The following is a 25,254-nucleotide window of genomic DNA, read 5'->3' on the forward strand; positions in this document are numbered from 1 at the left end:
GCTACACCCCTTTAAACACATTTAAACCTTGACGTAATTTGACCATATTATGAATTTTGTCGATTTGCATAGCTCCGTTTGTTAAATAGGCAAATTCCATGCTGCTCTCGCGGGTCTCCCATTCGTCCGGCGGACGGCTGATGATGTCTGCGATACGAAGCTGGGTCGGTGACAGAAGCGAGGCCGCAATAATCGCTTCTTCGTTGCCCTCCACACCGGCGTGGGCCATCCCCCTAAGCGCTCCAAGAATATAAATGTCGCCGGAACAGGTTACTGTTCCCCCGGGGTTCACATCACCGAGTAGCAAAAGATTTCCCTGATGGTGCAGCACCTGGCCGGAGCGGACCATGCCACTGACCATATACAGAGCATCGCTGTCTACACCGCTCGGATCTTCTAGCGCCTCCACAGACCGAATCAAGAGATTGCCCTGACCTCTAAGAATGTCCAGAACAGCATCCTTCTCTTCCTCGGATACGGGGCGGCTGCCCAGTTTAACATCCACATGCACTATCGGTCCAGTCAAAATATTTTGATGGCTGTGCTCCAGCTTGAAGCGAAGCTCGCTCAGAAGATCTTCAAAGGGACACTTGTCGTCTAGCAGGAATACCAGGCCATCCTTGATGCCCTTGATCCTTACATGTTTGGATTTCACTGTCATATACCTGTCCCCCTATCCTGAATCATTCGTGCCGAGCCCCGTAAGTTCCTGCTTTTCAACGGAAGAAATTACCGACTGACTTATGCTGTTTCTTCCTTGCGCGTCTCATTCTTCAGCTTCTCAAGCTGGCGACGGAGCGGAACATACAAGAGCAGACCTACGGCAAAATGAAAGAGCATGGAAGGGAGCATATACTCAAGAAGCGCCCAGCTGTAGGGTTCCTGATTCAAATTAAACACACTGTAGATTCCGAACAGAATGCTGTCCGATAACAGGCTTCCCAGCAAAACTACTGTCATCATGAGCGGCAGCGGTGCACGGGGAGTCTGGAAGATCAGACCGATCAGATAGGCCGAAACGCCCATTGCGAAAGAATGGGCGCCAAGGATCCGACCGTAAAAAACAATATCATGCAGCATACCGAAGCTGAGCCCCAGGATCAGCGCTGTATGACGGTGATGATAGACAGTTACAAATAGAATCACAATAAAGACCAGGCTGGGGATAACCCGCATCTGCCAAGCATTCGGGATCAGTCTCGGCAGGACAGTCCCTTCGAGTACGAATAGGAGGAACAGCAGCAAAATACAGACCGATTTATTCACTCTCACTATTCAGCACGCTCCTGCGTGTAAACGACAATCAGTTCCTTCCAATCCTGAAAATCAGCAGCAGGCGTAATCACTGCGGAGGAGGTTAGGCCAAATTCGCCTACCTTGACACTGTCAACAGTTCCGATAGTCAGTCCTCGCGGATACAAGCCGCCGATGCCGGAAGACACGATCTGATCCTTAGGTTGGATCGGATCACCGGGCGGAATCTTGTTCATCATCAGTTTCTTCGTTTTGGGATCGTAACTCTCGATCATACCGAAGCTGGAATTCTCTTTGCCGATGGCGGTTGCGGCAATAGCCGATTGTGAATTGGGGTCATTCGCATTCATCATCGTCATCAATTTTACCGTAGAGGTAAAATTGCTGACCTGGCTAATCACACCGACCAGACCTTCTGTAGAGATTACCGCCATATTCGGTCTAACCCCATCCTTGGAACCGATATCAATGACTAGCGTACTATTGTTAGGTTCAGTATTGATGCTCTCAACATGGGCAATACGATAGTCGTAGTTATATTTCTCTTTCTGGGTCTCTGTAAATTTGAGATCCTTCATTAGGCGCTCATTCTCTGATTGAATAAAGTTATATTGCGCTTTCTCCCGTGTATATTGCGCCACGACAATTTTGAGCTGTTCGTTCTCTTCCGCCAGCTTGTGCAGGTTGGCAATATCTTCAAAGAAGCCCGCTACATATCCAGCGGGCTTGTAGAATATGCCTTGCACAAAACCGGTCGTATCCCTGACAAAGTTCTCCGGCCAGGACAAGGATTTCCTTGTCCCTAGGCTGAAGCCCATAACCACGATGAACATCACCAGGGTAATCAGTAAGATGAACAAACGTTTGTTGTTAAATAACTTAAACAGTTTCAACACCCTCTAACAACCGTTTTTCTCCCATATCAGGGGTTGACGTTCACAAACAGTCCATTCTTAACGCTTGGAGCGGAAGGTAGAGCCGCTGCGGCTCTTGAACAGGTGAATGTTCTCCAGGGCCTTGCCCGTTCCGATCGCTACACAGTCCAACGGATTCTCAGCCACGATAACCGGCATACCGGTCTCGCGAGCAAGCAGCTTGTCCAGGTTGCGCAACAGTGCTCCGCCACCGGTCAGCACAATACCGCGGTCCATAATGTCAGCAGCCAGCTCCGGCGGGCATTTCTCCAAGGTAACTTTTACAGCTTCAATAATAGATGTTACGGTATCGGCCAATGCTTCGCAAATCTCATCAGAGGTAATGGTCAGCGTCTTCGGCAGACCAGTTACCAGATCGCGGCCACGGATTTCCATCGTTTCAGCCTTCTCCAGTGGCAGAGCGGAACCCACATCCATCTTAAGCTGCTCTGAGGTGCGTTCCCCGATCATCAGATTGTACTGACGCTTGATGTACTGAATGATCGACTCATCCATCTCATCACCAGCCACACGGACCGAACGGCTCGTTACAATCCCTCCGAGAGAGATGACAGCGACTTCGGTGGTTCCCCCGCCGATATCAACCACCATGCTTCCTGTCGGTTCCCATACCGGCAGATCGGCACCAATTGCAGCAGCGAACGGTTCTTCGATAATATAAGCCTCACGTGCACCTGCCTGTCTTGTGGCATCCTCAACGGCACGCTGCTCAACAGCGGTAATACCCGAAGGTACACAGACCATTACATTCGGATGGCGCTGGAACATGGAGCGCTGCTTCTGTGCCTGACGAATAAAGTATTTGATCATTGTAGCTGTTGTATCAAAGTCGGCAATAACCCCGTCCTTCATCGGACGGATGGCACGGATGTTGCCCGGTGTACGACCGATCATCTTTTTGGCGGATTCGCCTACAGCTTCAATGGATTTCGAATCTGTATTAATAGCCACCACGGATGGCTCTCTTACCACAATTCCCTTGCCGCGCAAATAGACTAGCGTGTTCGCTGTCCCCAAATCAATTCCCAAGTCTTTCGTGAAGCCACCTAACATGCTGTATTCTCCTTTTCCTAAGTCAATCTTAAAAATTCTATTACATATGACCTTTTTCCTTCAAACTCACAAAACCTTTATCTCCGATAATGAGATGATCCAGAACGTCAATGCCAACAATTTCTCCCGCTCTAAGCAATCTCCCCGTCAGGGCAATATCTTCCGGACTGGGTGTAGGATCACCGCTAGGATGATTATGCGCACAAATAATGGAAGCGCTGCTGCACTTGATGGCTGCCCGGAAGACTTCACGGGGATGCACGATGGAAGCATTCAAACTGCCCATAGACAGTGTCTCCTGTGCAATAACATGATTCTTCGTATTGAGAAACAGGCAGACAAAATGCTCCTTCTGGAGGTAACGTAATTGCTCAGTCAAAATTTCAGCCGCATCCTGAGGACTGCGGATAATGACTGGTTCGGTCAGCCGGGAATTCGCCATGCGCCTTCCAAGCTCAATGCCAGCTTTTAGTTGCACCGCCTTGGCAGGGCCGATGCCTTTAATTTCAGTCATTTCCTTAATGCTAAGGTCTGCCAGCTGACGCAAGCTTCCTACCTGGCTAAGTATTCTCTGCGCAACATGAATAGCCGATTCCTGATGTGTTCCCGTCCGCAGCAGAATAGCCAGCAGCTCCGCTTGGCTTAGTGATTCCGCCCCATAATGCATCATGCGCTCTCTTGGTCGTTCTTCATGGGGGAGGTCCCGCAGCATAAATGTTTGCGACTCCATCCCGATCCCTCTTCCCTTTATTCTGCCTGTCAATTTAGAGGGCAGCTATACCAAATTCGGACAGCATGTCCCAAAAGCAGCGACAACGGCAGTCCGATAACGTTAAAATAACAGCCTTCGATTCTGTCCACTTACGTGAAGCCAATCCATTGAAGTCTTAATTGCAACTATTAACGTTCGGGGCGAGGATGTAATGAGTGGAGCAGGTTATTGAGCCGACTCTCCAGCACGTTCCGCATATGTACGTCTAATGCTTACTGCAGTCCGCACAAACTAATAATCCTAGGAAAGGATTAAGATGCCTACATCCTGACTCTAATCGTTACGTCGTCGTTCATCTAGATTTGATAATATCTTTGATTTTTCGACGAATACCCTTAACATCCAACTCATTATACCACGATTCTATTCCAAGCATTGAATCATCATAGGCGAAAGAGTCATAATTATCGTCTATTAGAAACCTTGCTCCTTTATTTTTCATTTCCCGAAGGAAAAGTAATGTTAAAGAGCGGCTTTCTATTGATTTATCAATTTTAAGCGGTTAAAATCTGGTCTGTCAAATGTGCACCCACGGATGTTGCCATCCTCACATCACTCATAGTATGAATGGCCCTGTTGTAACTTTCCTGAATGTATGACGGAACATAATCTTCATCCACGCTCATCACGCCTCCTAGGCAAGTATAACCTAAAATAAACTCTCATAGAGAGGAATGAATATAAACAACATTTACCAATTGTTTTTTCACCCCATGAGCGCAAAAAAGGTGCAGCAATAACTGACACCTTCGCTTGGAAATACTTTACTTCAATTGAAATGGACTGATCCCAAATTCCGCTAAGATCGGGTACAGCAAATTTAAGGGAAGACCCATAACGCTGTAAAAATCACCCTCGATTCTTTCGATGAAAACCGAGCCTATCCCCTGTACACCGTAACTTCCGGCTTTATCAAGCGGTTCACCCGTATTTATATATGCCCAAATCTCCTCATCGCTCATAGGTCTGAACGTAATCTGGCTAACCGTGTGACCCACAATTGCTTTTGGCTGTCCACTTGCTGACTCCGTTGTTACACGATACCGACCAGTCTCTCCGAGGTACATTAGGGTCTCATCAGCCTCAGCCTTATCTAGTGGTCCGCCAGCTGCGTTATCCCGCTCGTCAGTATGGATACCGATGACAGCAACGCCAGTGTAGACATGGTGCACCTGCCCTTGCAGGGACTGCAGCATACGGAATGCGTCCTCAGCATCCTTAGGTTTGCCCAGCACCGTATCTCCCAGCACTACAATCGTATCAGAGCCGACAATAACACCGCCAGTTTCGAACCGCGTTTCGGCTACACAACGTTCGTATACAGCCTGTGCTTTTCGGTGGGATAGCTGTCCTACTATTTCTGCAGGAGATAACCCCGACTCCGTTGTTTCATCGACATCACTGACTATTACTTCATAAGGAAGGTTCAAGGAAGTGATCAGTTCCTGCCTTCTTGGGGAAGACGAGGCTAAAATAATCGTTTTCGGGTTAAGAATCGACATAAATCCGGTCCCTCTTTTCATATGTTGCTGCATACAGTATAACAAAATGAAAAGGCAACATAAAATAATGGACTATCTGCCATCTCGAAGAGTTTGGCAGTATAGTCCATTAATAAAATCTTACTTTATTTCCCCTGCTCTACTCGTCTTTCTGTACCATCTTGAATGATGTAATCGTGATCTACCGATGCTTCTTCAATATCCCCGTATGCCCAGTGACTTGGACTAACATCAGACCATGAAGGGATAACTACACCGGCTAGCGGGCCGCGGCTCGTCAGACGATTAATCATCGTGACTGCCTCTGCGCGGGTCATGTTCTTTTTCGGACGGAAGGTTCCGTCTTCGTAACCCTTCAGAATACCGGCTTCTGCTGCCGAATTGATAGGCTCACGAGCCCAGCTGCCCGAAATATCCGTGAAGACATTATCCCCCTTGCCTTGCAGGTGTTTCAACCTAGCGGCGATTCCCGCCATTTCTTCCCTGCTAATCGGCTGATTCGGCCGGAATGTTCCGTCCGGATATCCGTTCATCATGCCCACTTTCGTCACAGCTGCGATTTCTTCCGCTCCCCAGTCGCTACTAGAGACATCCGAATAAGCCGTGCCGTCCGTTACTGATTTTGAAAGCTGATAGACCCGGAACAGTAAAGCTGCCACTTCCTGACGAGTTATATTCTTCGCCGGTTTAAAGGTTCCGTCTGGATATCCATTGATGTACTTCTCATGATGTTGTGCATCTTGAGGTGTAGAAGGATTGACAGTACTGCCCAGTGTCGTAAACGTTAGACTTTCCGATAGCTTAGATTCTACTCCACTAACGATAGCCGACACGGTAAAACTGTGCTTTGTTCCCGCTTCAAGCCCTGTAATTTCATAACGAGTACCCGTAATTCCGGAAGCAATAAGCTTTCCGTTATCATAAATGTTGTAAGAGGATGCTCCCGTTACAGGAGTCCAGCTCAGGGTTACTCCCGTTTGTGTACCATTACTTGTTGTCAGGTCTCCAGGCGCATTATTACGCGCATTACCGCTATTCGTACTCCCCGAATTACCTGAGCCAGAGTTCGACTCCTTGAGCGGTTGCATAGAGAAGCTAAACTGCACCAGGCTTTGACCCACGTGAATAATTCCGTTTTGGATATAGCTGTCCGAACCAGGATCAGGGGTCACACTGGTTTGCTCCGTCAACGTGTTAAAAGTGCCGTAGCCAGGTTTCGTAGCCACAATGTAATAATCTCCATCCGGGAATACCATCCAAGCATACTCTCCATCGGCATTCGTGACTTGTGGATTATGATTTTGATTAGGTGCAAAGCCGGGCAACTCTGGCAAGGCTACAAGCGTATTCGGAGTACGACCCTTCTGCTTGTTGAGTTCAGTATCCGCCCAGTACAGATTCATAGATACTCCGCTTACCGGTTGACCCGTAACCGCATCTTTAACAACGCCGTAAGGATCAATTAAGGAGTACACTACGCTCATTTCCCCGTTCTGATTCACGTTCACGGTTACAGTCGGTCCGGCTAAAATGGTTCCATCCGAAGCCTTAATCTGGTACGCAACAATATATTGTCCCTGAGGTACATTATTCACATCAAAGCTGCCGTTTGCATCGAGTACAATCTGTGATTTAAAGTTATTTGCACCTGTACCTTGCACAATGGCACTGACGTTTCCGGCTCCAAACAAACTGTCTATCGTCGGTTGTGGATTCCCGTTTTCGGCGGCGGTTTGCGCGATTAATAGCTGGCCACTTATGTTATTAGCAGCAGTAAAAATTTGCTCCGTTCCGTTTAAAGTCCCCACTTGGGCAGTTTGCGTTTTATTTAACATCACCGTCTGATTGCCAATGGTTACAGGGGTTTGAATGTTCATACTATAGTTCCAATTCCCCCGCGGCACATAGATCTGGTACGAGCCATCTGCCCCAGTTGTAACTTCTTGAGAGAAATCTACGATTCCATCCCCGTTAAAATCTGTAGACACGGAGACAACCGCTCCTGCTATTGGTTTGCCTGTCGTGTTGTCCGTTAGAACGCCATGAACCGTAGCTGGCATATAATGGACCGCTATGCTTGTCTGCGCCATTAGTCCCGTCGAATCAACAGCCGAGGCAGTGATAGTATTATGAACGGGTAATACCCCTGAAATAGCAGGCGCGGTAAACGTCACTACCGCAGTTCCGGTTGCATCTGTCACAGCCGTTTGCGTAGTGTTACCGATCCCTTGGAACGTAATGGTCTTACCCTCTACAGGATTCCCATCTACCAAACGGATAGCGCTGGCTTTGAGTGTAATTAACGACCTTCCGTCTCCTACAACAGAAGCTGGGGAAGCTGTGAGGTCCAACCTAATATCAGGGATACCAACTTGCACGGTAAAGACTACCGAAGTAGACTTTCCGCCATATTCTACCGTGATCACGGTGGTTCCCTCTGATATTGCCGTAACAATACCACTTGCATCTACCGTTGCAACGGTTGGATCGGTTGTATTGTAAGTAGCTTTATCTGTCACATCAAATATACTTTGGTCGGAGTAGACTGCTGTTGTAACGAGAGCTTGGCTAGCACCGACTTGAAGCAACTCATTACTTGGATAAGTCAAAAGATCAACGATATATTGCGCTGGAGTGGACTCCTTAATATCGCCTGCTGTCAGTATGATCAGCTTGAACGATACCACCTTATTGGTGCTGTCTACTTCATAAATACCAATGTATCTGTTCGTTATTGCATCCACACCAGTGATATCTGCGCCAGGCGTATACGGATTCGTTATTCCCGCTCCTGTTGGCGCTGCATCCCCCACATTTGGCGTTGGAATTAGGCTAGAGGAGACTTTTGTCAACAGGTGATTACCCGCTCCTACAGGTGTCGTCACCTTTGTCGTATTCGGATTGCTTCCCGGCGATGGTGATGCTGGCAATGTTGGCGCCGGTACTGGAGCGGTAACATTAACTGATGCTGAAGGCGCGGATTGCACATTGTTTTTCACTGCCGTTACAGTGTAAGTATGACTTATTCCTGCGACCAAACCTGTCACGCTATAAGTCGTGTTACTCACTGTCGTAAGGAGCGTGTCGTTATCAAATAACTGGTACGAAGTTGCACCGGTCACAGCGTTCCATGCTAACGTAGCCCCTGTATTGGTTACAACGCTTGTCCTCAAATTTGTCGGAGATGGAGGGATAGCCAACACACTGTAGGCTCCTCCCTCGGCAATTGCTGTTACGTTACCAGGAGTCACGTTAGGTGTAGAGCCCATATTTAGCAACACCTGTACTTGTCCATTAGCGTCCGCATTTACAACTGCAGGTACAGGTGTAATTGGTTGTCCATTAAGATTTTCAATGGTTCCACTATCCGCTTTAAGCGTAATCGGAACATTGGCAACCGGATTACCGCTTGCATCCTTAGCCGTCACTGTCAATTGTGTTTTGCCCAGCTTGCTATTAACAGCAGGTGTAATCGCAACGGTGATAGGAGCCTGCTGGTATGTAGAATTAGGATCAGTCGTATCAATTGGATCAACCTTATTTGTAAAATACCAATTTAAGATATCGTGATTCTCCCAAGCTCCACCAGTCGAAGCCGTAAAGCCAGCAAAAACGGCATCTTGATTGGCAAAAATCGACCCTAAATTGACGTTGTTAACATCTAGAGCCTTAGTTGCCGTATTTCTACTATTTGAATTCCGATTGATGTACACTTTTACATTCTTCGTAGAACCGTCATAGTCCACCCAAGCGTGATAGACTGAACCGTCTTTCAACTTATATCCTTTCTGTGAAAGCAAGTCATAGGTCGGAAGTGTATTATTTATAATACCGTTCACACCAAGTCCGATGTAGCTATCGCTCGGATCACCCAGTTCCGGATTTTTGTAAGTATCGAACTTAATCGCAAAGCTCGGAGTAATCCCGCTGTATCCCATACCGCCACCCGGTGTACCGGCATTGCTTTGCATGGTTTGGACAGTAAAGGTAATCCCGTCAGCACCAAATATTCCTGACGGATTATACGTTAGGTTATTAAACCCAGGGGCAAATCCTTGACCCGTAAAGCGAAAGGAAAAGTAGGTACTGAAAGAAAAGTTGTTTTGACTATAAATTTTCTGCTTACTGAACACAGTGCCGTATGACCCAACAGATCCCGGGGTATTGTGGAATCCGTTATAACCATCCACTGTTGAGTTCAAACGGAGGATAGGTTTGGGACTAACCGCCCCATCGGATACAACAGCGCTTTTACCGTTTAGTGATAATACATTACTAAGATTGGAATCAGAAAAATCATCATATTTGAACGTCACCCACTTCGTTGTAGCCGCTGGAGCGGCTTCCGATGGCAGAGCGGGGGCGATCATACCAAAGAACAATACAGATAACAGGACATACGAAACAAATTTTTTGAACGTTCGCTCCATAATATTTCAACCCTCTCTTCCCTTTAAAGCAACAATATGGTTCGTTTCAACCTATTGCTTCAGTTAATATATAATTCTTGTTCACACGACTTTGTGGTTTGCTAAATACGAAATCTCGAGTCGACAACTCCACTCCCTTTCTGTCGAAAATAGTTCTATTTTCCCTATTTTTATCGGAACTTTTTAACCATATCACACCGTTCTGAGCAGATTCTGAGCAGATTCTGAGCAACAAAAAAGCGGCTTACGCCTACGACTCTCGTCGACGCTGCCGCTGTACATCCGGGACAATAATCTCACCATAGGTTCTATCTATGGTATTCCCAGCTCTTCTTGCTATAATTTTGAAATCGTTCATACTCACCGCCTGCGGTACAGCCAGACAGCTATTATGATACCAACGAGACTTAATATGCACAGTTTAAATTGAATAGTGATGTCGTAACTAATGATGTCAAAATCGGCTTGCGGCGACCATTTCAGCACCGTTGATTTTGTAAGAAAAGATAGCGCCTTTACAGGTTCCAGCAGCTTAGCAATCCAAGCGCCAGTCAGCCAGCCCAGAATTAGAAATAACAGCAGTATTCCTACATTTTTCTTCTTCATGTCCGTCTTCCCTCACCATTTTTTTACATCCTAACTATTATAAGATGAAACAGAATTCAATACAAATTCTAGATCCTGATTCATCGGATATGCCAAAAATCCTCTCTATTGGCAATTGCCTAAATAGAAAGGATTTATAGGTTAAGAGGAACTGGCCCCCATGGCGGCCAACAGCTTTTTCTGGCCGGTTAGAAAATCCATCATCGAGCCTTGTACTTCCCATAGCAGGCCACCAGCTTTGCTTTTGTTATACTCAGCGAGCGCTGAGATCCCCTGGTTCATCGACTTCTCCAGCGAAGCGCAGAGGGCCTGTGTCTCCGGCGGAAGCGACTGCTCCAGGCCCTTGGCCGCCTCCTTCCATTGGAGGTGGAGATCGCTGACAGCGGCAGCCCCTGCCGTATCGACCTGTCCCGTGCTGAGCAGTGCAGCGGACAGACTGCTGAGTTCTCCGAGCAGTTTATCACTAGCCGTGAAGTAGCCTTCTACTGTCTCAGCGTTCCCGGCATAGGCCAGTCGCTCTGCAGCCGGCAGGGTAACTTCCCGCACATACAGCTCGATGCCCTGATTCTTCAAACCGCCGCTAAGCAGCTTGGCCTGTTCCCGGTCCGGCGACAGACCGGCATATACCCGGTTGCCATCATCCGGGTCAACCCCTGCGGCAAGGCCGGCACCAAGTAGTTCCTTCCGGGCTTGCGAAGCACCATCCGGTGAGCTGAAGACGCCATACTGGAGCAGATAATAGCTCTGTGGCGTAATATGCACGGGAATCGTGTTCACACTGGGATTTCCGTTCTCCGCTAAGGGCAGCCCCGAAGTTCCTACGCCAGCAGGATCCACAGCCTTGTCACCATTCGGAGTCTGCACGGCAGCGTGGCCAGTGACAGCTGAATTAACACCGGCGCCGGGGCCACCCCCGCCGAAGAAGGAAAGAGCGGTGTAACCCAGTAGCAGGCCTGTTCCTAACGCCCCGGCCACGGAGAGCGCAAATTTCCACCAATACGAGGGACGGCGAGAATGATACGCACCACCGTACCCGCCCCCCACCTTTTCACTATCGTCTTCATAGTATTCCGCAACAGGGTCATAGCCGTGCTGGGTTGGGATTTTGCGTGAACGCCATTCTTCTTCCTTTTCTTCGACAAAAGGGGATGGGGGACGGTGGGAATCCCACAGGTCAGGAGACTTGTTACCTTGAAAGAAAGTCTGCCGCCCCTGTAATGTGCCGTTGTTCTCCTCTATCTTATCTACATCCTGCCAGCGTTGATCCTTCGAGCCTGATGGATAGATGTAGGAGGGCTTAGAAGCGGTTCCACGCAAGGTCAGCGGTTCTGGCTCTGGTTCCGGCTCGAACACCCAACCATGGTCCAGAAAATCATCCTCCTGCTTCAGCGGTTCAGTCTTATATTCCTCAGCCGTCCCGACATTGCTACTGGAGCGGCGTTCTTCTTCCTTCGGCCACGGCTTGTCCTTGTCAACATCGAACCGGAACGTCATTCTCCCGTTATTCACTGCCCGCACCTCACCTTATCTGTTCTATATCAGAAGATATGATAGAAGATAGAGAGATATGCTATATTTTTAGAATTTGCCTCTATTCTGAAGGTCGCTTACCATTTGAAAAATACAAGCTTGTCCCCTTTACGTGTGCGCTCTCTTCGCATATTATGTTAAAATAACACCGTGTGTTACGTTGAGGGTACAAGCTTAAATCTTGATCCCGATAGTCAACATCTTAGGGGTTAATCTTACATTTTCTATCACATTAGGAGGGCTTCTTCTGCAACAGTCAATCAAAGCAGCAATCGTAGGCTATGGCAATCTTGGAAAAGGTGTGCGCAAGGCGATTGCCCAAAGCGCGGATATCGAGCTCGTAGCAATCTTCACTCGCCGGGAACCCGGACAAGTGGAAGCCGGTGAAGCCGGTGTGAAATTCGAGCATATTTCGGCCGTTGAGCAGTATAAAGGTAAAGTTGATGTCATGATTCTGTGTGGTGGTTCCGCTACGGATCTGCCAGAGCAGACACCTGCGATCGCGAGCCTGTTCAATACAGTGGACAGCTTCGATACACATGCCAAAATCCCTGAATTCTTTGCTACCGTGGATGCCGCAGCCAAGCAAGGTGGCACACTCAGCGTAATCTCTACTGGCTGGGACCCAGGTCTCTTCTCAATGAACCGCCTGCTGGCCGAATCCATTCTGCCTGAGGGCAAGGAATATACCTTCTGGGGCAAAGGCGTCAGCCAAGGCCACTCCGATGCGATCCGCCGGGTACAAGGCGTCAAAGCCGGTGTACAATATACTGTTCCTGTCCAAGAGGTTATCGATGCCATCCGTTCCGGAGAAACGCCGGAGCTGACTACACGCGAGAAGCATCTTAGAGAATGTTATGTTGTGGCTGAGGAAGGTGCAGACCGCGAAGCGATCCGTGCCGAAATCGTCAACATGCCTAACTATTTCGCCGACTATGACACTACAGTTACCTTCATCACAGAGGAAGAGCTGGCCGCACAACACAGCGGCATTCCGCATGGCGGCTTTGTCATTCGTAGTGGTGTTACCGGCGAAGGCACAAAACAAATTGTTGAATTCGGCCTCAAGCTGGAAAGCAATCCTGAATTCACAGCCAGCGTTCTCGTAGCATATGCCAGAGCTGCTGTCCGCCTAAGCAACGAAGGCCAAAGCGGAGCCAAAACCGTGTTCGATATCCCGCTGGGACACCTCTCGCCGAAATCGGCGGAAGAACTGCGCCGCAATCTGCTGTAATCCCAGCTACACAAAAACAACCCGCTACAGATGGCAAGCTACTTGCCTTTCTGTGCGGGTTGTTTTATTTAAAGCCTCAGTCCAGTCTTAGACAAGGCTAAGTACTTTCTGCTTGATGTCCGTGAATTCATAATGCTTCAGCAGGGTCTGGAATGCCCGGTCAGCCATGATGGATCCCAGTTCCTGATCCTTTAGAAGTGTTACAATGCTTTGTGCGATCTCCTCGATGGTCTTTGCAGTCAGGATGTTCTGCTTATGTTCACAGATCAAGGTCTCCGATCCACGAAACGTCGTGACAACAGGTGTTTTTAACGCCCATGACTCCAGAATTTCCGGACGGGCTTCTATTCCTTCTAGCAGAGGAGCAAACAAGACCTTAGATTGACGTATGTAATGAATCGCCTCTTCATTGGAGGCTGCTATGAATACATTTTCTTCCTTAAGCGATTCCACAACTTCAGCTTCCAGTAAATTACTGATGATATAGAATTTTGTGCCGGGTACCTTCTCACGGACCACCGGAAGAATATTCTGCTGAAAGAGCAGTGCAGCACGCTTCCCCTGCGGGGTACTCATATTCCAATGAAGAACAACTCCGTCTTCTTTAAATACTGGCTCTGCTTTCTCATATTTATCAAGATTGATAAACGAGGGAAGCACCTGTACCTTGCCAGCATCTTCGAAGGATACCGCTTTGAACGAAAGAGCATCCCATTCCGAAGCCGCAAGCAGCAGCGCAGTCTTGTTCATGGTTCGCTGCATGTCCTTGCGCAACCGCGCAGCATTCAGATGGTCATAGGGCTTAATCAAGATTCTTTTTCTGCCTGTCTTTGAATAGGTGCGTCCAGTCCGTGGCTGGAAGGCATCCATGATCAAGGTAATCCCAGGCTGCACCCGGTTCAGAATATCCAGATAACTACCGGGCAAGTTATAGGACAAAAAGGCATGACTGTATGAATTCATATGGCATAGCTCAGCAATAGCAAGCTTCATTTCTTTGCTGGTATTTCCCGGATAGAACCGTCTTCCCGGCGTATATAGCGACCCCTGCTGCTTCCCCCGCAAAGAGCCCATCATCTTGACCTGATGAACCATGAGTGAACTCCCCGCTTGCGGAAGATCAGCTGTATAATGATTGCCATACAACAGCAGATCAACATCATATTTCTCCAGTAAAATCTCAAGAATACTTCTCGTCCTGATCCAGCCTTCGCCGTCTTCCTGACTATGGGTAAGGGCAGACAGGAATAATAATCTCTTACGCATGAATTTCGACTCCTTGTTGCTCTATAGAAATAATCGTTACCAAGATATTCGCGCACAAAAAAGCAGGATAAAAAGCATCCTAACTCTAATATGAAACTTTAGATGCATACCTATAGTAACTCATTTTTCGCCAAAGCGGTGTCGATTTATAGGATAAAAGAATTATTTTTCATATATATATAGGTAGACACTATATAATTTGTCCCAGATGATCTTACAGCGCCTCCCCTTTCAGCGAGTGATGCAAAACAGCCCCCATCTAACTTATATCTGGATGAGTGCTGTTGCCTTGGCTGCGCACCACACGATTGCGGCCGCTTTGTTTGGCTTGATAAAGTGCGGTATCGGTCAGCTTATATAATGCGTTGAGCGAGATTCGTTCACTGGATCGCACGCTGATGATCCCAATGCTGACAGAATAATCGAGCCAGACGCCATTGATCACCGCCCCTGAGACCGAAGTCCGCAACCGTTCGGCAATTTCATCGCTTGCCGCTTCGTCTGCCCGCTGAAGGAGCACAGCAAACTCCTCCCCGCCGAATCGGCCGAAGATATCCTCATCCCTAAGCTGTTGTACTATTTTGACAGCAAAGTCCTTCAACACCTTATCCCCGGTATCATGCCCGTATGTATCATTAACACTCTTGAAATGGTCAATATCCATCAGCAGGAACGAAAACGGCGTGACTTCCTTCGCTGCCGCAGCGATCAGCCTGTGGGCGCGCAAGACAAACGATCTGCGGTTAAGAATACCCGTTAGCTCGTCATAGGTCGCTACCCGTTCCAGTTCAGCGTAGGACTGTTCCCTCGAGAGCAGCATAAATCCGGCTGTTCCCAGGAACATCAGCAGATAAATTCCCATACGGAAGAACATCTGCAGGCCTTGTTCGGCTTGCGCACTCAACAAATTTTCAGGATATAGAATGGTAAAAGCACCACAGCCAAGAGCCACAATGGCTATGCTGTACAGCAGACCCATCATTTTCTGCAAAGGGGAATCCTTACTCTTCACTGCCAGTCTGTAAGTGGGATACAGCAGTGAAATTGCACTGATCACAGCCGGCCCCGCAGAGAGGAGACGTCCCTGCCCAAAAGCTACATGGAGAAACAACAGAAGAACAGCGGCACTTCCTACCCATAGATAATAACGTTTCTGAATCACGGGACTCGAGGCGTCCAGAAGCAGTAACAAGGCCAGGGACTCCACCATTCCACTGCTGATGCTGAGTAAGATCACAACCGGAAGCATCCATTCGAAGGGGATGAAATCTCTCTGCATCAACACGACGAGTAGTGCCAGTTGCAGACCTTTGCCACCAATAAATACGGAAGAGGTCATATCCTTGGGATAGCGGGACCGATAGGCCAAGATAAGCAGCACTGTAAACAGATTCCCGAGCATCAGGCAGATCAGTAGTGTATTCAGATTAAAGTTGATGTTGATAATTTCACCCCCTAAGCGTTAACAAACTGGATGCTTCTTCATTTGGAATCAGGCCCATTCAGAGCGAACCACTTGGTTTCTCCCGTTCTGCTTTGCCTGATATAACGCCGCATCGGAGATTTTATAAAGTTTGTCCAAATCAGAGTTGCCAAGAGGCCGGATCGTGATAACACCTATGCTTACGGTATATTTCAGTGGAAGATCCGGAAAAATCGAGTTCATTATGGCGAGCCGAATATCCTCCGCCTTGCGGCTGCTTTCTTCTTTATTCGCCCCCTCGAGCAGAACTGCGAATTCTTCGCCGCCGAGTCTGCCGAACAGATCACTCATACCCAGCTTGTCTTGCGTGGTAAGCGCAAAGCTTTGGAGCACTTTATCCCCAATAGTATGTCCCCAACTGTCATTCACTTGCTTAAAGTGATCAATATCCAGCAGGAGAAAAGATATCCATGCCTCTCTTTTCGCAGCAAGCTCCAGCTTCAGCCTGGTCTCACTCATAAAGGCCCGGCGGCTCAGGATTCCGGTAAGCTCGTCATAGGCCGCAATTCGTTTCAGCTTCTCGTGGGAGCGCTCATTCGACAGCAGATAAAAGCCCGCATTGTATAAAATCATCATTAAATACAAGCCGATGTAATATAATTCCTGAGATAGATTGCCGCTGAACACAGTCATCCTCGGCTCTCCAATGGCCACTACTGCCCTTACCCCTAAAATGAAGGCATAGACGTAGAACAGCGATCCCATCATTTTTTGCAGTGGCGAAGCAGATTGGTCGGCTGTCAACAGGCGAGCTGGATAAAGAATGAACAGCATTACCCATAATGAGACCGTCGCGATGCGCAGACCAGATTGGTTAAAATACAAAGCGACAATCGCATAGCTGAGTACACTACCAACAATAAATACAGTGTAATATATCTTCACCTTGCGCCCCAGCAACCCCATCATTTTGAGCAAAGCCAGCATTTCCAGACAACCCCCGCAGAGCATCAGGCCATTGCTGATTGGTATTATAAACCCGTGAGGGAGATCATTCCAGATCAGTAGAGAGCTCCAGTAACCAAGCTGCAACCATTTAGATAAGGTGAACAGGCGGGACGCAGAATCTCTGGGAGATCGAAATTGATAAGAGGTTACAAGAAGAATAGTAAATAAATTACCAAAAATAAACGCAGTGATCATTGTCTCTATCTCAATCTGAAAGCTCATTAGTACACCACCATGTACGAGAGAGTCACTCATTTATCAATACCAAGATGTATCCTAAGGCTTTATCGGCAAAAAAACAATGATTCTTCACTTCAAATTTTAAATAATTCTTCACCTACAAAAAACACCTCTTAAAGGTAACGGAATAACAAATGTTATCCCGGGTAACCTTTAAGAGGTGTAATTCAAATGGAAATCACTGATTCCCTGGTTGGTCTCTGCCTGATGCTAGCGTTTCTTCAATTGATCAGCCAGCGTATAGCCCACTTTCCAGATATCACCTGCACCCATCGTAATCACGAGGTCTCCGGACGCGATCCGGTCTTGCAGATCGGTCACAACATCTTCCTTGGTAGGCAGATGCCTTGCACCAGCGTTGCTGTTCTGCTTGATCAGCTCTACCAGCTTCGCCGAGGTTACGCCTTCGATCTGCTTCTCCCCAGCCGGTGAGTAGATGTCGGTAATGATTACTTCATCCGCTTCACTGAAAGCTCTGCTAAAGGCATCCAGCAAGAAGAAGGTGCGGGTATACCGTTGAGGCTGGAATACGGCAATAATTCGCTTGCCGGTTGCCTTGGCAGCACTGATGGTCGCCTGAATCTCCGTCGGGTGATGTGCATAGTCATCAATGACTAGGATATCATCAACTTCACCGAGAACCTGGAATCGGCGCTTGGCACCATGGAAATTGACAATAGCCTTGGCAATATTCTCGAACGGAATCCCCGATTTTAGACAGGTGATCACCGTAGCCATTGCATTGTACAGGTTGTGCTGTCCCGGTACGGACAAATCAATCCGACCCAGCACCTCGCCATAACCGTTCATGGTGAAGGAGACCTGTCTGTCGCCCAGCACAATGTCAGTTGCAATGTAGTCCGCCGTCGGCGAATGGATACCATAAGTCGTTACATTGCCTTTCACTTCAGGCAACAGAGAGATAACATTCTCGTCATCCGAGCATACGATAGCAGTGCCATCTTCACGCAGTTGGTTCATAAACTGCACGTAAGCAGCCTTCAGGCGGCCAAAGTCCCCTCCGTAATTCTCCAGATGGTCGGCTTCAATATTCGTAACAATACCAAGCCAAGGATGGTACTGCAGGAATGAGCCATCGCTCTCATCCGCTTCCGCAACGACAAACTCCCCTTGTCCCGCCTTGGCATTCGTACCGATATTCATAATTTCCCCACCGATAATATAGGTAGGGTCCACACCGCATTCTTCCATAACCAGGGCGATCATAGAAGAAGTTGTGGTCTTACCATGGGCGCCAGCAACAGCAACACCCTTCCGTTCATTCAGCAGTCGGCCCAGCATCTGCGAGCGGTGCAGAATCGGAATCTTCAGCCGTTCCGCTTCGACCCATTCCACATTGTCGTTGGACAAAGCGGTAGAGTAGACGACCAAATCCGCGCCCTTAACCTGCTCAGCGGTATGTCCAATATAGACCTTCGCACCTTTGGCAATCAATTTATCCGTTAATTCCTGCGACGCGACATCAGAGCCTGTCACCGTATATCCCATTTCTAGCATTACCCGGGCAATCGCGCTCATACCGTAGCCGCCGATCCCTATAAAATGCACACGTTCAGTAGTATCCAACAGTTTGTCACCAGCCTTTTTCAGAATCGGGTTGCTGCAAAATCGCACCGCGCACATCAGATATTAAATACAGCGTGCCGGAGACCACAGCCAGGTCTTCCTGAGCTGTCGTCGACTTCAGCAATTGCAGCGCTTTGTCCCAATCACGTTCTACTATAATCACCAAGTTTTCTTTGGCATATTTCTCCCGCAGGCTCTCTGCAATCGCCTGCAGTTCTTCCGCGTCCATTTTCTTCCGGAAATCTGGTTCGGTCAGGATGAGCGTATCCACTATAGGCAGTATATGCTTGAAGTACGATTCATGATGCTTATTTGCCAACATACCCATAAGCAAATTTAATCTATCGTATTTAAAGAACTGCGGGAGGCTCTTGGCGAGAGTTTCCGCCCCCTCCGGATTATGGGCGCCGTCCAGCACAATCCTTGGAGATACTTCTTCCAGTCTTCCGGCCCAGAAAGTGCGGCGGAAGCCTTCCTGCACATCTTCATCATCCAGCATGAACGCCATATACTGCCGCAAGGATTCCAAAGCCATCATGGCCCCGGCAGCATTGCTGCATTGATGTTCGCCCTTCAATCCGATGCCAATCTCAATTGATCGGAAAGGACCTTTGAACATAAAGGTCTGCAGACCCTCGCGAATTCCGGTGACTTCATAGCTGAAATCTTCTCCGGCAAGGTAGAGCTTGGAGCGGCATTCAGCCGCCTTTTTCTTGAGCACCGCTACCGCTTCCGGCTGGGTCACACAGCTAACCACAGGTACGCCGGGCTTGATAATTCCGGCCTTCTCTGTGGCAATCAGCTCCAAGGTGTCTCCTAGCACATCGGTATGGTCATAGCCGACGTTGGTGATAACAGAGACAATAGGGGTCACGATGTTCGTTACATCCAGCCTTCCCCCAAGCCCAGTCTCCCATACGACTACATCAGGATAAGCATGCTCCGCAAAATAGACAATCGCCAGTGCTGTGGCCACCTCAAACATTGTTGGCGATCCCAGCTCGCTTGCTGCGATCTCTTCTACCAACGGACGCAAGGTATTAGCCACATCCAGCAACGTCTGTTCGGGAATATCCTCGCCGTTATACTGAAATCTGTTCGTAAATTTCGTGATAAACGGCGAGGTGAAGGTTCCTACTGTATAGCCGCTTTGCAGTAAAGTGCTTGTCAAAAAGGCACAGGTCGAACCTTTCCCGTTCGTCCCTGCCACATGAATAAATTTGAGCCGGCGGTGCGGATTGCCGAGCCGCTCCATCATCAGGTAGATCCGCTCTAGTCCCGGGCGGATACCGAATGGAATGAGGCTGTTAATCCAGTCCACGGCTTCTGTATAGGTTCCAAGAGGGGCGTTACTTCCGCCCCGGATCATGTCTTCCATGTCGTCTATCCTCTCAGCTCTGCGATGCGGGCAAGAACCTTTTCCCGTTTGGCGGAATAATCGGCCTGTTTCGCCCGTTCCTCTTCGATGACTTTTGCTGGAGCCTTGGCTACGAAGCCTTGGTTGCTCAGCTTCTTCTCCACGCGCTCAACTTCGCTGTTCAGCGTCTGCACTTCTTTTTCCAGGCGGGTAATTTCCTGATCAATATCAATCAGCCCGGACAGCGGCAGCAGCAGCTCAGCACCAGTGACTACAGCCGACATCACCTTACCCTCGGTTACCGGATTCAGACCGGCCGCGAACGATGAGGTGTTGCAGAAGCGGCTGATGTAATTGTCATTGCGCTGGATGATGCCCAGAATGTCTTCATTTCCGGCTTTAATGATGAGGTCAACTTTCTTGCTCATCGGCACGTTCACTTCCGCCCGGATATTACGGACAGCGCGGATAATATCCATCAGGATATTCATCTCCGCAACAGCTTCGGCGTTCTCCAGTGCCTGGTCATATTCCGGCCAAGCTGCAAGAGTGATCGTCTCTCCTTCATGCGGCAGATGCTGCCAGATCTCTTCCGAGATGAACGGCATGAACGGATGAATCAGACGCAGTGTACGATCAAGCGTATAAGCCAGAACCGATTGCGTCTTCGATTTGGCGGCTTCATTCGTGCCGTACAGATTCAATTTGGCGAACTCGATATACCAGTCACAGAGATCGTCCCAGATGAAGTTGTAAAGCACACGGCCCGTCTCGCCGAACTCGTATGCGTCAATTAGACGCGTAATTTCGCGAGAAGTTTCGTTCAAGCGGTGCAGAATCCAGCGGTCGGCTGTGCCGAGCTCACCAGTAATGTCAATATCATCGAAGGTTACACCTTCCAGATTCATCAGTGCAAAGCGTGATGCATTCCAGATCTTATTGGCAAAGTTACGCGCCTGCTCCACTTTCTCCCAGCGGAAACGCAGGTCCTGACCTGCCGTGCTGCCGGTAGAAATCATATAGCGCATCGCGTCTGCGCCATATTTTTCGATAACTTCGAGCGGATCTACGCCGTTACCAAGCGATTTGGACATTTTTTGACCGTCAGCATCGCGTACCAGTCCGTGCATCAGCACATCGGAGAACGGAATCTTGTCCGTGAACTCCAGAGCGGTAAAGATCATCCGAGCTACCCAGAAGTAAATAATATCGTAACCCGTTACAAGTACATTGTTCGGGTAATAACGCTGATAATCCACACTGTTCTCGTCCGGCCAGCCCATTGTCGAGAACGGCCATAGCCCGGAGCTGAACCAAGTATCCAGTACATCCTCATCCTGCTTGAGATCATCAAGACCGCTAATTCTGCGTGCCTCCTCCTCATCACGGGCAACAACCACTTCCCCTGTAGATTCGGAGTACCAAGCCGGAATACGGTGTCCCCACCATAGCTGACGGGAGATACACCAGTCGCGTACATTTTCAATCCAGTTTAGATAGGTCTTCTCAAAACGTTCCGGCACAAAGTTGACGCCATTGCCTTCCTTCTGCGCAGCAATCGCCACTTCAGCCAGCGGCTGCATCTTCACGAACCATTGGGTAGACAGATAAGGCTCAACTACCGCGCCAGAACGCTCGCTGTGGCCTACCTGGTGCACGTGATCCTCGATGGATACCAGCACACCCTGCGCCTTAAGATCAGCCGTAATCGCCTTCCGGCAGTCACTGCGATCTTGACCTTGATACGGTCCAGCTTCAGCGTTCATAGTGCCACTTTCGTCCATCACATTGATTTGCGGGAGATTGTGGCGCAAGCCCATTTCAAAGTCATTCGGATCATGGGCCGGCGTAATCTTAACCGCGCCACTTCCGAACTCCTTATCAACATAATCATCAGCAATAATCGGAATCTCACGCCCAACAATAGGGAGAATCAGCGTTTTGCCGATCATATCCTTATAGCGCTCATCTTCTGGATGCACAGCTACTGCCGTATCTCCCAGCATTGTTTCTGGGCGCGTAGTCGCCACCGTGATGTGGCCGCTGCCATCCTTGAGCGGATACTGCAGATGATATAAATGTCCGTTAACTTCCTTGTATTCAACCTCAATATCAGACAACGCTGTACGGGCAGCAGGGTCCCAGTTGATAATGCGTTTGCCGCGATAGATCAGGCCTTTCTCATACAGCTTCACGAAGACCTCCCGAACCGCCTTGGACATGCCTTCATCCATCGTAAACCGCTCACGGGAGTAGTCAAGGGAAAGGCCCATTTTGGCCCATTGCTCATGAATCGTTGCTGCGTACTGTTCTTTCCAGTCCCATACCTGCTCCAGGAACTTCTCACGTCCCAAATCATGACGGGATACTCCCTGCTGGCGAAGCTTCTGCTCTACCTTGGCTTGAGTTGCGATGCCCGCATGGTCCGTCCCCGGAAGCCACAAGGTATCGAAGCCTTGCATCCGCTTAGTACGGATTAGAATGTCCTGCAGGGTGAAATCCAGCGCATGTCCGATATGTAGCATACCGGTAACGTTCGGAGGCGGGATAACAATACTGTAAGGCTTAGCATCCGGACGTCCACCTGCCTTGAAGAAACCGTTCTCTGACCAGTAGGCATACCATTTGTTCTCCGCTGCCTTGGGATCATATGTTGTCGGCATACCATTCTTGGAATCCTGGGCTGTCGCGTTCTCTGCCTCTGAATCCTGCTGGCCCGACAGCGCCTCGGATGAATTGTTATTGTGTTCAGCCATTTCTATACCCTCCATATAACATCGTTTGATTACAGCTATACCTGTTTTAGATTGAAAAAAAACAAAAAAGGCCCCTCGTCTCAAAGGACGAAAGGCCATTCTTTCGCGGTACCACCTTTGTTTCGCACCAATGGAAAAATAAAACTCCGCTTCTTGACCCGGAAGTAGGCCAGAAACCCAGTGCGACACCTCGTACAGATAACGGCTGCTACCGGCCACTTCCTAACCTGGATTCCACAGAATGAAAGACAAGCTCAGAGGGGCGACTCCGGGGCGACTTCGGGGGCTGGATCCTGCGGAATTTCACAGCACTTGCAATTCCGCTCTCTGAAGGGCTTACCGCCTACTCTTCCCGTTCCCAGTCTTTGACTAGATAGTGCTTACTCCATAATACATTTAGAGTTAAACATAGTCAACCTGGGCAAGTGCAGCGTTTATTACGGAATATACAAAACCTGACCTTCTTCAACGTTCTGCCCGCTAAGCCGGTTATAGAGGCCCAGTTCACGGGCGCTGAGCTGGTACTTCTCGGCAATCGTATCGAGCGTTTCTTCTCGCTGCACAATGCATAGCCGGACTTTTCGAAACAGGTTGCTGCTGCTAGAAGAACTGATGAACCGGCTTTTCCATTCCGTACCATTGCCGACCTCAGGGACAGCAGCGGCCTCCGCAACCAACTCCTCAGCCTGAAGAGCCTCCTGCTCTTTGCGGCTCTTGCTAGAACTTAGCAACGAAGAGAACGTAAGATGTTCTTTTTCCTTCGTGGCTTCTTCCTTCTTACTGCCCAGCGCAACCTTGAGATCTTGTTTCTCCTCGAGGGAAGCCTCGCTTTCCTGGGACAACGAATCTGCAGCCAGGACAGGCTCTGCCTCGTGGACCGCTGTCTCATCCGGATTGGCTTCTGCTTGTTCAGAGGAATGTACAGCGGCCAGTGACGGCTCTTCTGCAATCTCTGAATTAGAGCCGCTGACAGCGGCAGCATTATTCTCCACTTCTGTGGAGAGCAGTTCAGTAGCCGGCTGTCCGGTCTCTTCGCGATTCCAATGCTCGGAATTGAGCCAGTTTTCTGCAGGTGCGGATTGTACTCCAGTTGACTGGGCTTCAATAAATTGAGCTTCAGTGAATTGAGCTTCAGTGAATTGAGCTTCAGTGAACTGGGGACTGCCAGACTGCGGACCAGTTAGAGACTCCAAACTATGTGTGAATACCCGGGGTTCCTGCTCTTTGTCCTGTGAGTGATGGGCAGGCTCCGCAGCATCAACAGGGTCGGCCAATGCTGCAAAAGCCGCAGTCTCAGTATCGGTAAACGCCAGATTTTCCGCTGCTGCTACAGTATTTTCCCGCTCCTCTATCGAAGTCTCCTCGGCTGCACCTTCGCCATAGGTCCAGATCGAATTCTCGTACAGCGCATCCCCTTCGGGCGGGTTCCCGGCAGACGCTTGGCCTGGTCTCTGCTCAGCAGAGGGAGAATAGGCTACCGTATACTCTTCTTCCTGCCAGGCCGGCACAGCCTCTGTGCCTTCGATGCCTCGCAGCGACAGCACACCCGTAATATTCACCGTACGCATCGTGAGCAGATCGATATCGAAGTTCTCAATCTCCACCCCTATGTCTTCAAGCGAGCTGATCCGTGTCAGCGGAACTGTAATTTCAACGGGAATCGCATGATCCAGACGCTGCGTCACGTCATCTTCGCTCCGGTAAAGACCGGTAAGCAGTAGCTGGCCATACAGCTCCGCCCGGTCCTCCCGCTGAATTACCTGGATGTCCGGAAGCAGCTCAACCTCTTCCAGTTCTGCTATTCCAGGCAGCTCTGCCGGCAGGTGAATCCGTTCATAAATATCAAACCGCAAGCCGTGGGACTGGTCAAACACGGGAAATGTCCTCCTTCTTGGCATAATCTAACCCTGAGACAAGCCCAGAGCATAAGCCCAAAATGTTACTCCCCTCATGTATATGCTTTAAACAGAGAGGCATGACAACTTTGACTGCTACTAGGCGGACAGGATTATTTGAAGAACCATAACAACAACGTATTGTATGCCTTCACGATTCAGCGGGTAACGGGTAAGTGCGGCATTTGAACAAGGGATGCGTGGAGGTTGGAGCGATACTGGGAGAACAAAATGTGCTAAAAGAAGCCCGGCGCGAGGGATACTCTAGGTAACCAGTTGTACTAAAACGGGGCCTCTCGCGGGGCTACACTGAGCGCAACGGGTACAACCAGTAATCTCTGGTTGACCTAATAATAGTTACTCCAAAAGTGAACGTTTCCCTTCAAGTGGACAGTAAAATAAACGC

17 protein-coding genes and 1 pseudogene are annotated in these 25,254 nt (G+C 49.0%); 1 reads left to right on the forward strand and 17 read right to left on the reverse strand.

Annotation, left to right across the window (positions count from 1 at the left end):
• Nucleotide 1: 1 nt before the first annotated feature.
• The 10 genes and pseudogenes from minC to ACFVRY_RS18880 form a co-directional block, all read right to left on the reverse strand.
• Complete coding sequence (gene minC, locus ACFVRY_RS18835; RefSeq protein WP_387501824.1) at nucleotides 2-661, reverse strand: septum site-determining protein MinC; 660 nt, start codon at nucleotides 659-661, stop codon at nucleotides 2-4.
• Nucleotides 662-741: 80 nt separating this feature from the next.
• Complete coding sequence (gene mreD / locus ACFVRY_RS18840; RefSeq protein ID WP_387501826.1) at nucleotides 742-1,272, reverse strand: rod shape-determining protein MreD; 531 nt, start codon at nucleotides 1,270-1,272, stop codon at nucleotides 742-744.
• A complete protein-coding gene (gene mreC, locus ACFVRY_RS18845) occupies nucleotides 1,272-2,150 on the reverse strand; it encodes a rod shape-determining protein MreC (RefSeq protein WP_387501827.1) in 879 nt (292 codons plus the stop codon). The genes mreD and mreC overlap by 1 nt, the downstream gene beginning before the upstream one ends.
• Before the next feature lie 57 nt (nucleotides 2,151-2,207).
• Nucleotides 2,208-3,242, reverse strand: coding sequence for a rod shape-determining protein (locus ACFVRY_RS18850; protein WP_066376960.1), 1,035 nt, complete (start codon nucleotides 3,240-3,242; stop codon nucleotides 2,208-2,210).
• Nucleotides 3,243-3,282: 40 nt separating this feature from the next.
• Nucleotides 3,283-3,972: a RadC family protein gene (gene radC, locus ACFVRY_RS18855; RefSeq protein WP_066376956.1), complete on the reverse strand. Its 690-nt coding sequence runs from the start codon at nucleotides 3,970-3,972 to the stop codon at nucleotides 3,283-3,285.
• 34 nt (nucleotides 3,973-4,006) lie between these two features.
• Nucleotides 4,007-4,103 (reverse strand): annotated as a pseudogene (locus tag ACFVRY_RS18860) (Maf family protein); the annotation flags it as partial.
• A gap of 675 nt (nucleotides 4,104-4,778) precedes the next feature.
• Nucleotides 4,779-5,516: a Maf family protein gene (locus tag ACFVRY_RS18865; RefSeq protein WP_387501828.1), complete on the reverse strand. Its 738-nt coding sequence runs from the start codon at nucleotides 5,514-5,516 to the stop codon at nucleotides 4,779-4,781.
• Nucleotides 5,517-5,641: 125 nt separating this feature from the next.
• The gene (locus tag ACFVRY_RS18870; RefSeq protein ID WP_387501830.1) at nucleotides 5,642-9,946 is read right to left on the reverse strand and encodes an S-layer homology domain-containing protein; all 4,305 of its coding nucleotides are present in this window, start codon (nucleotides 9,944-9,946) and stop codon (nucleotides 5,642-5,644) included.
• A gap of 360 nt (nucleotides 9,947-10,306) precedes the next feature.
• Entirely contained in the window at nucleotides 10,307-10,552 is a 246-nt protein-coding gene (locus ACFVRY_RS18875; protein WP_175369735.1) for a DUF4321 domain-containing protein, read from the reverse strand.
• Nucleotides 10,553-10,693: 141 nt separating this feature from the next.
• Nucleotides 10,694-12,061 carry an SPOR domain-containing protein gene (locus ACFVRY_RS18880; RefSeq protein WP_387501831.1) on the reverse strand — a complete coding sequence of 456 codons (1,368 nt, stop codon included), beginning with the start codon at nucleotides 12,059-12,061 and terminating at the stop codon, nucleotides 10,694-10,696.
• A 268-nt stretch (nucleotides 12,062-12,329) separates the two neighbouring features.
• Between ACFVRY_RS18880 and ACFVRY_RS18885 the strand changes: the two genes are divergently transcribed.
• Nucleotides 12,330-13,316, forward strand: coding sequence for a diaminopimelate dehydrogenase (locus ACFVRY_RS18885; protein ID WP_175369736.1), 987 nt, complete (start codon nucleotides 12,330-12,332; stop codon nucleotides 13,314-13,316).
• Nucleotides 13,317-13,403: 87 nt separating this feature from the next.
• Here the strand turns inward: ACFVRY_RS18885 and ACFVRY_RS18890 are convergent, their stop codons facing one another.
• The 7 genes from ACFVRY_RS18890 to ACFVRY_RS18920 form a co-directional block, all read right to left on the reverse strand.
• Complete coding sequence (locus ACFVRY_RS18890) at nucleotides 13,404-14,582, reverse strand: glycosyltransferase (protein ID WP_387501832.1); 1,179 nt, start codon at nucleotides 14,580-14,582, stop codon at nucleotides 13,404-13,406.
• Between the two features lie 259 nt (nucleotides 14,583-14,841).
• Nucleotides 14,842-15,984, reverse strand: a complete 1,143-nt coding sequence (locus tag ACFVRY_RS18895; protein ID WP_387501833.1) for a GGDEF domain-containing protein — start codon at nucleotides 15,982-15,984, stop codon at nucleotides 14,842-14,844.
• A 90-nt stretch (nucleotides 15,985-16,074) separates the two neighbouring features.
• Nucleotides 16,075-17,235: a GGDEF domain-containing protein gene (locus ACFVRY_RS18900; protein ID WP_387501834.1), complete on the reverse strand. Its 1,161-nt coding sequence runs from the start codon at nucleotides 17,233-17,235 to the stop codon at nucleotides 16,075-16,077.
• Nucleotides 17,236-17,463: 228 nt separating this feature from the next.
• On the reverse strand, nucleotides 17,464-18,840 hold the full coding sequence (gene murC / locus ACFVRY_RS18905) for a UDP-N-acetylmuramate--L-alanine ligase (protein ID WP_387501835.1): 1,377 nt from the start codon (nucleotides 18,838-18,840) through the stop codon (nucleotides 17,464-17,466).
• A gap of 7 nt (nucleotides 18,841-18,847) precedes the next feature.
• Nucleotides 18,848-20,218, reverse strand: coding sequence for a bifunctional folylpolyglutamate synthase/dihydrofolate synthase (locus ACFVRY_RS18910; RefSeq protein ID WP_387501837.1), 1,371 nt, complete (start codon nucleotides 20,216-20,218; stop codon nucleotides 18,848-18,850).
• A 5-nt stretch (nucleotides 20,219-20,223) separates the two neighbouring features.
• On the reverse strand, nucleotides 20,224-22,860 hold the full coding sequence (locus tag ACFVRY_RS18915) for a valine--tRNA ligase (protein ID WP_387502117.1): 2,637 nt from the start codon (nucleotides 22,858-22,860) through the stop codon (nucleotides 20,224-20,226).
• Nucleotides 22,861-23,390: 530 nt separating this feature from the next.
• Nucleotides 23,391-24,827, reverse strand: coding sequence for a LysM peptidoglycan-binding domain-containing protein (locus ACFVRY_RS18920; protein WP_387501838.1), 1,437 nt, complete (start codon nucleotides 24,825-24,827; stop codon nucleotides 23,391-23,393).
• Between the last annotated feature and the right edge of the window lie 427 nt (nucleotides 24,828-25,254).

The organism is Paenibacillus sp. NPDC057934 (assembly GCF_042887565.1).
In the GTDB taxonomy this organism is placed as follows: domain Bacteria; phylum Bacillota; class Bacilli; order Paenibacillales; family Paenibacillaceae; genus Paenibacillus_AQ.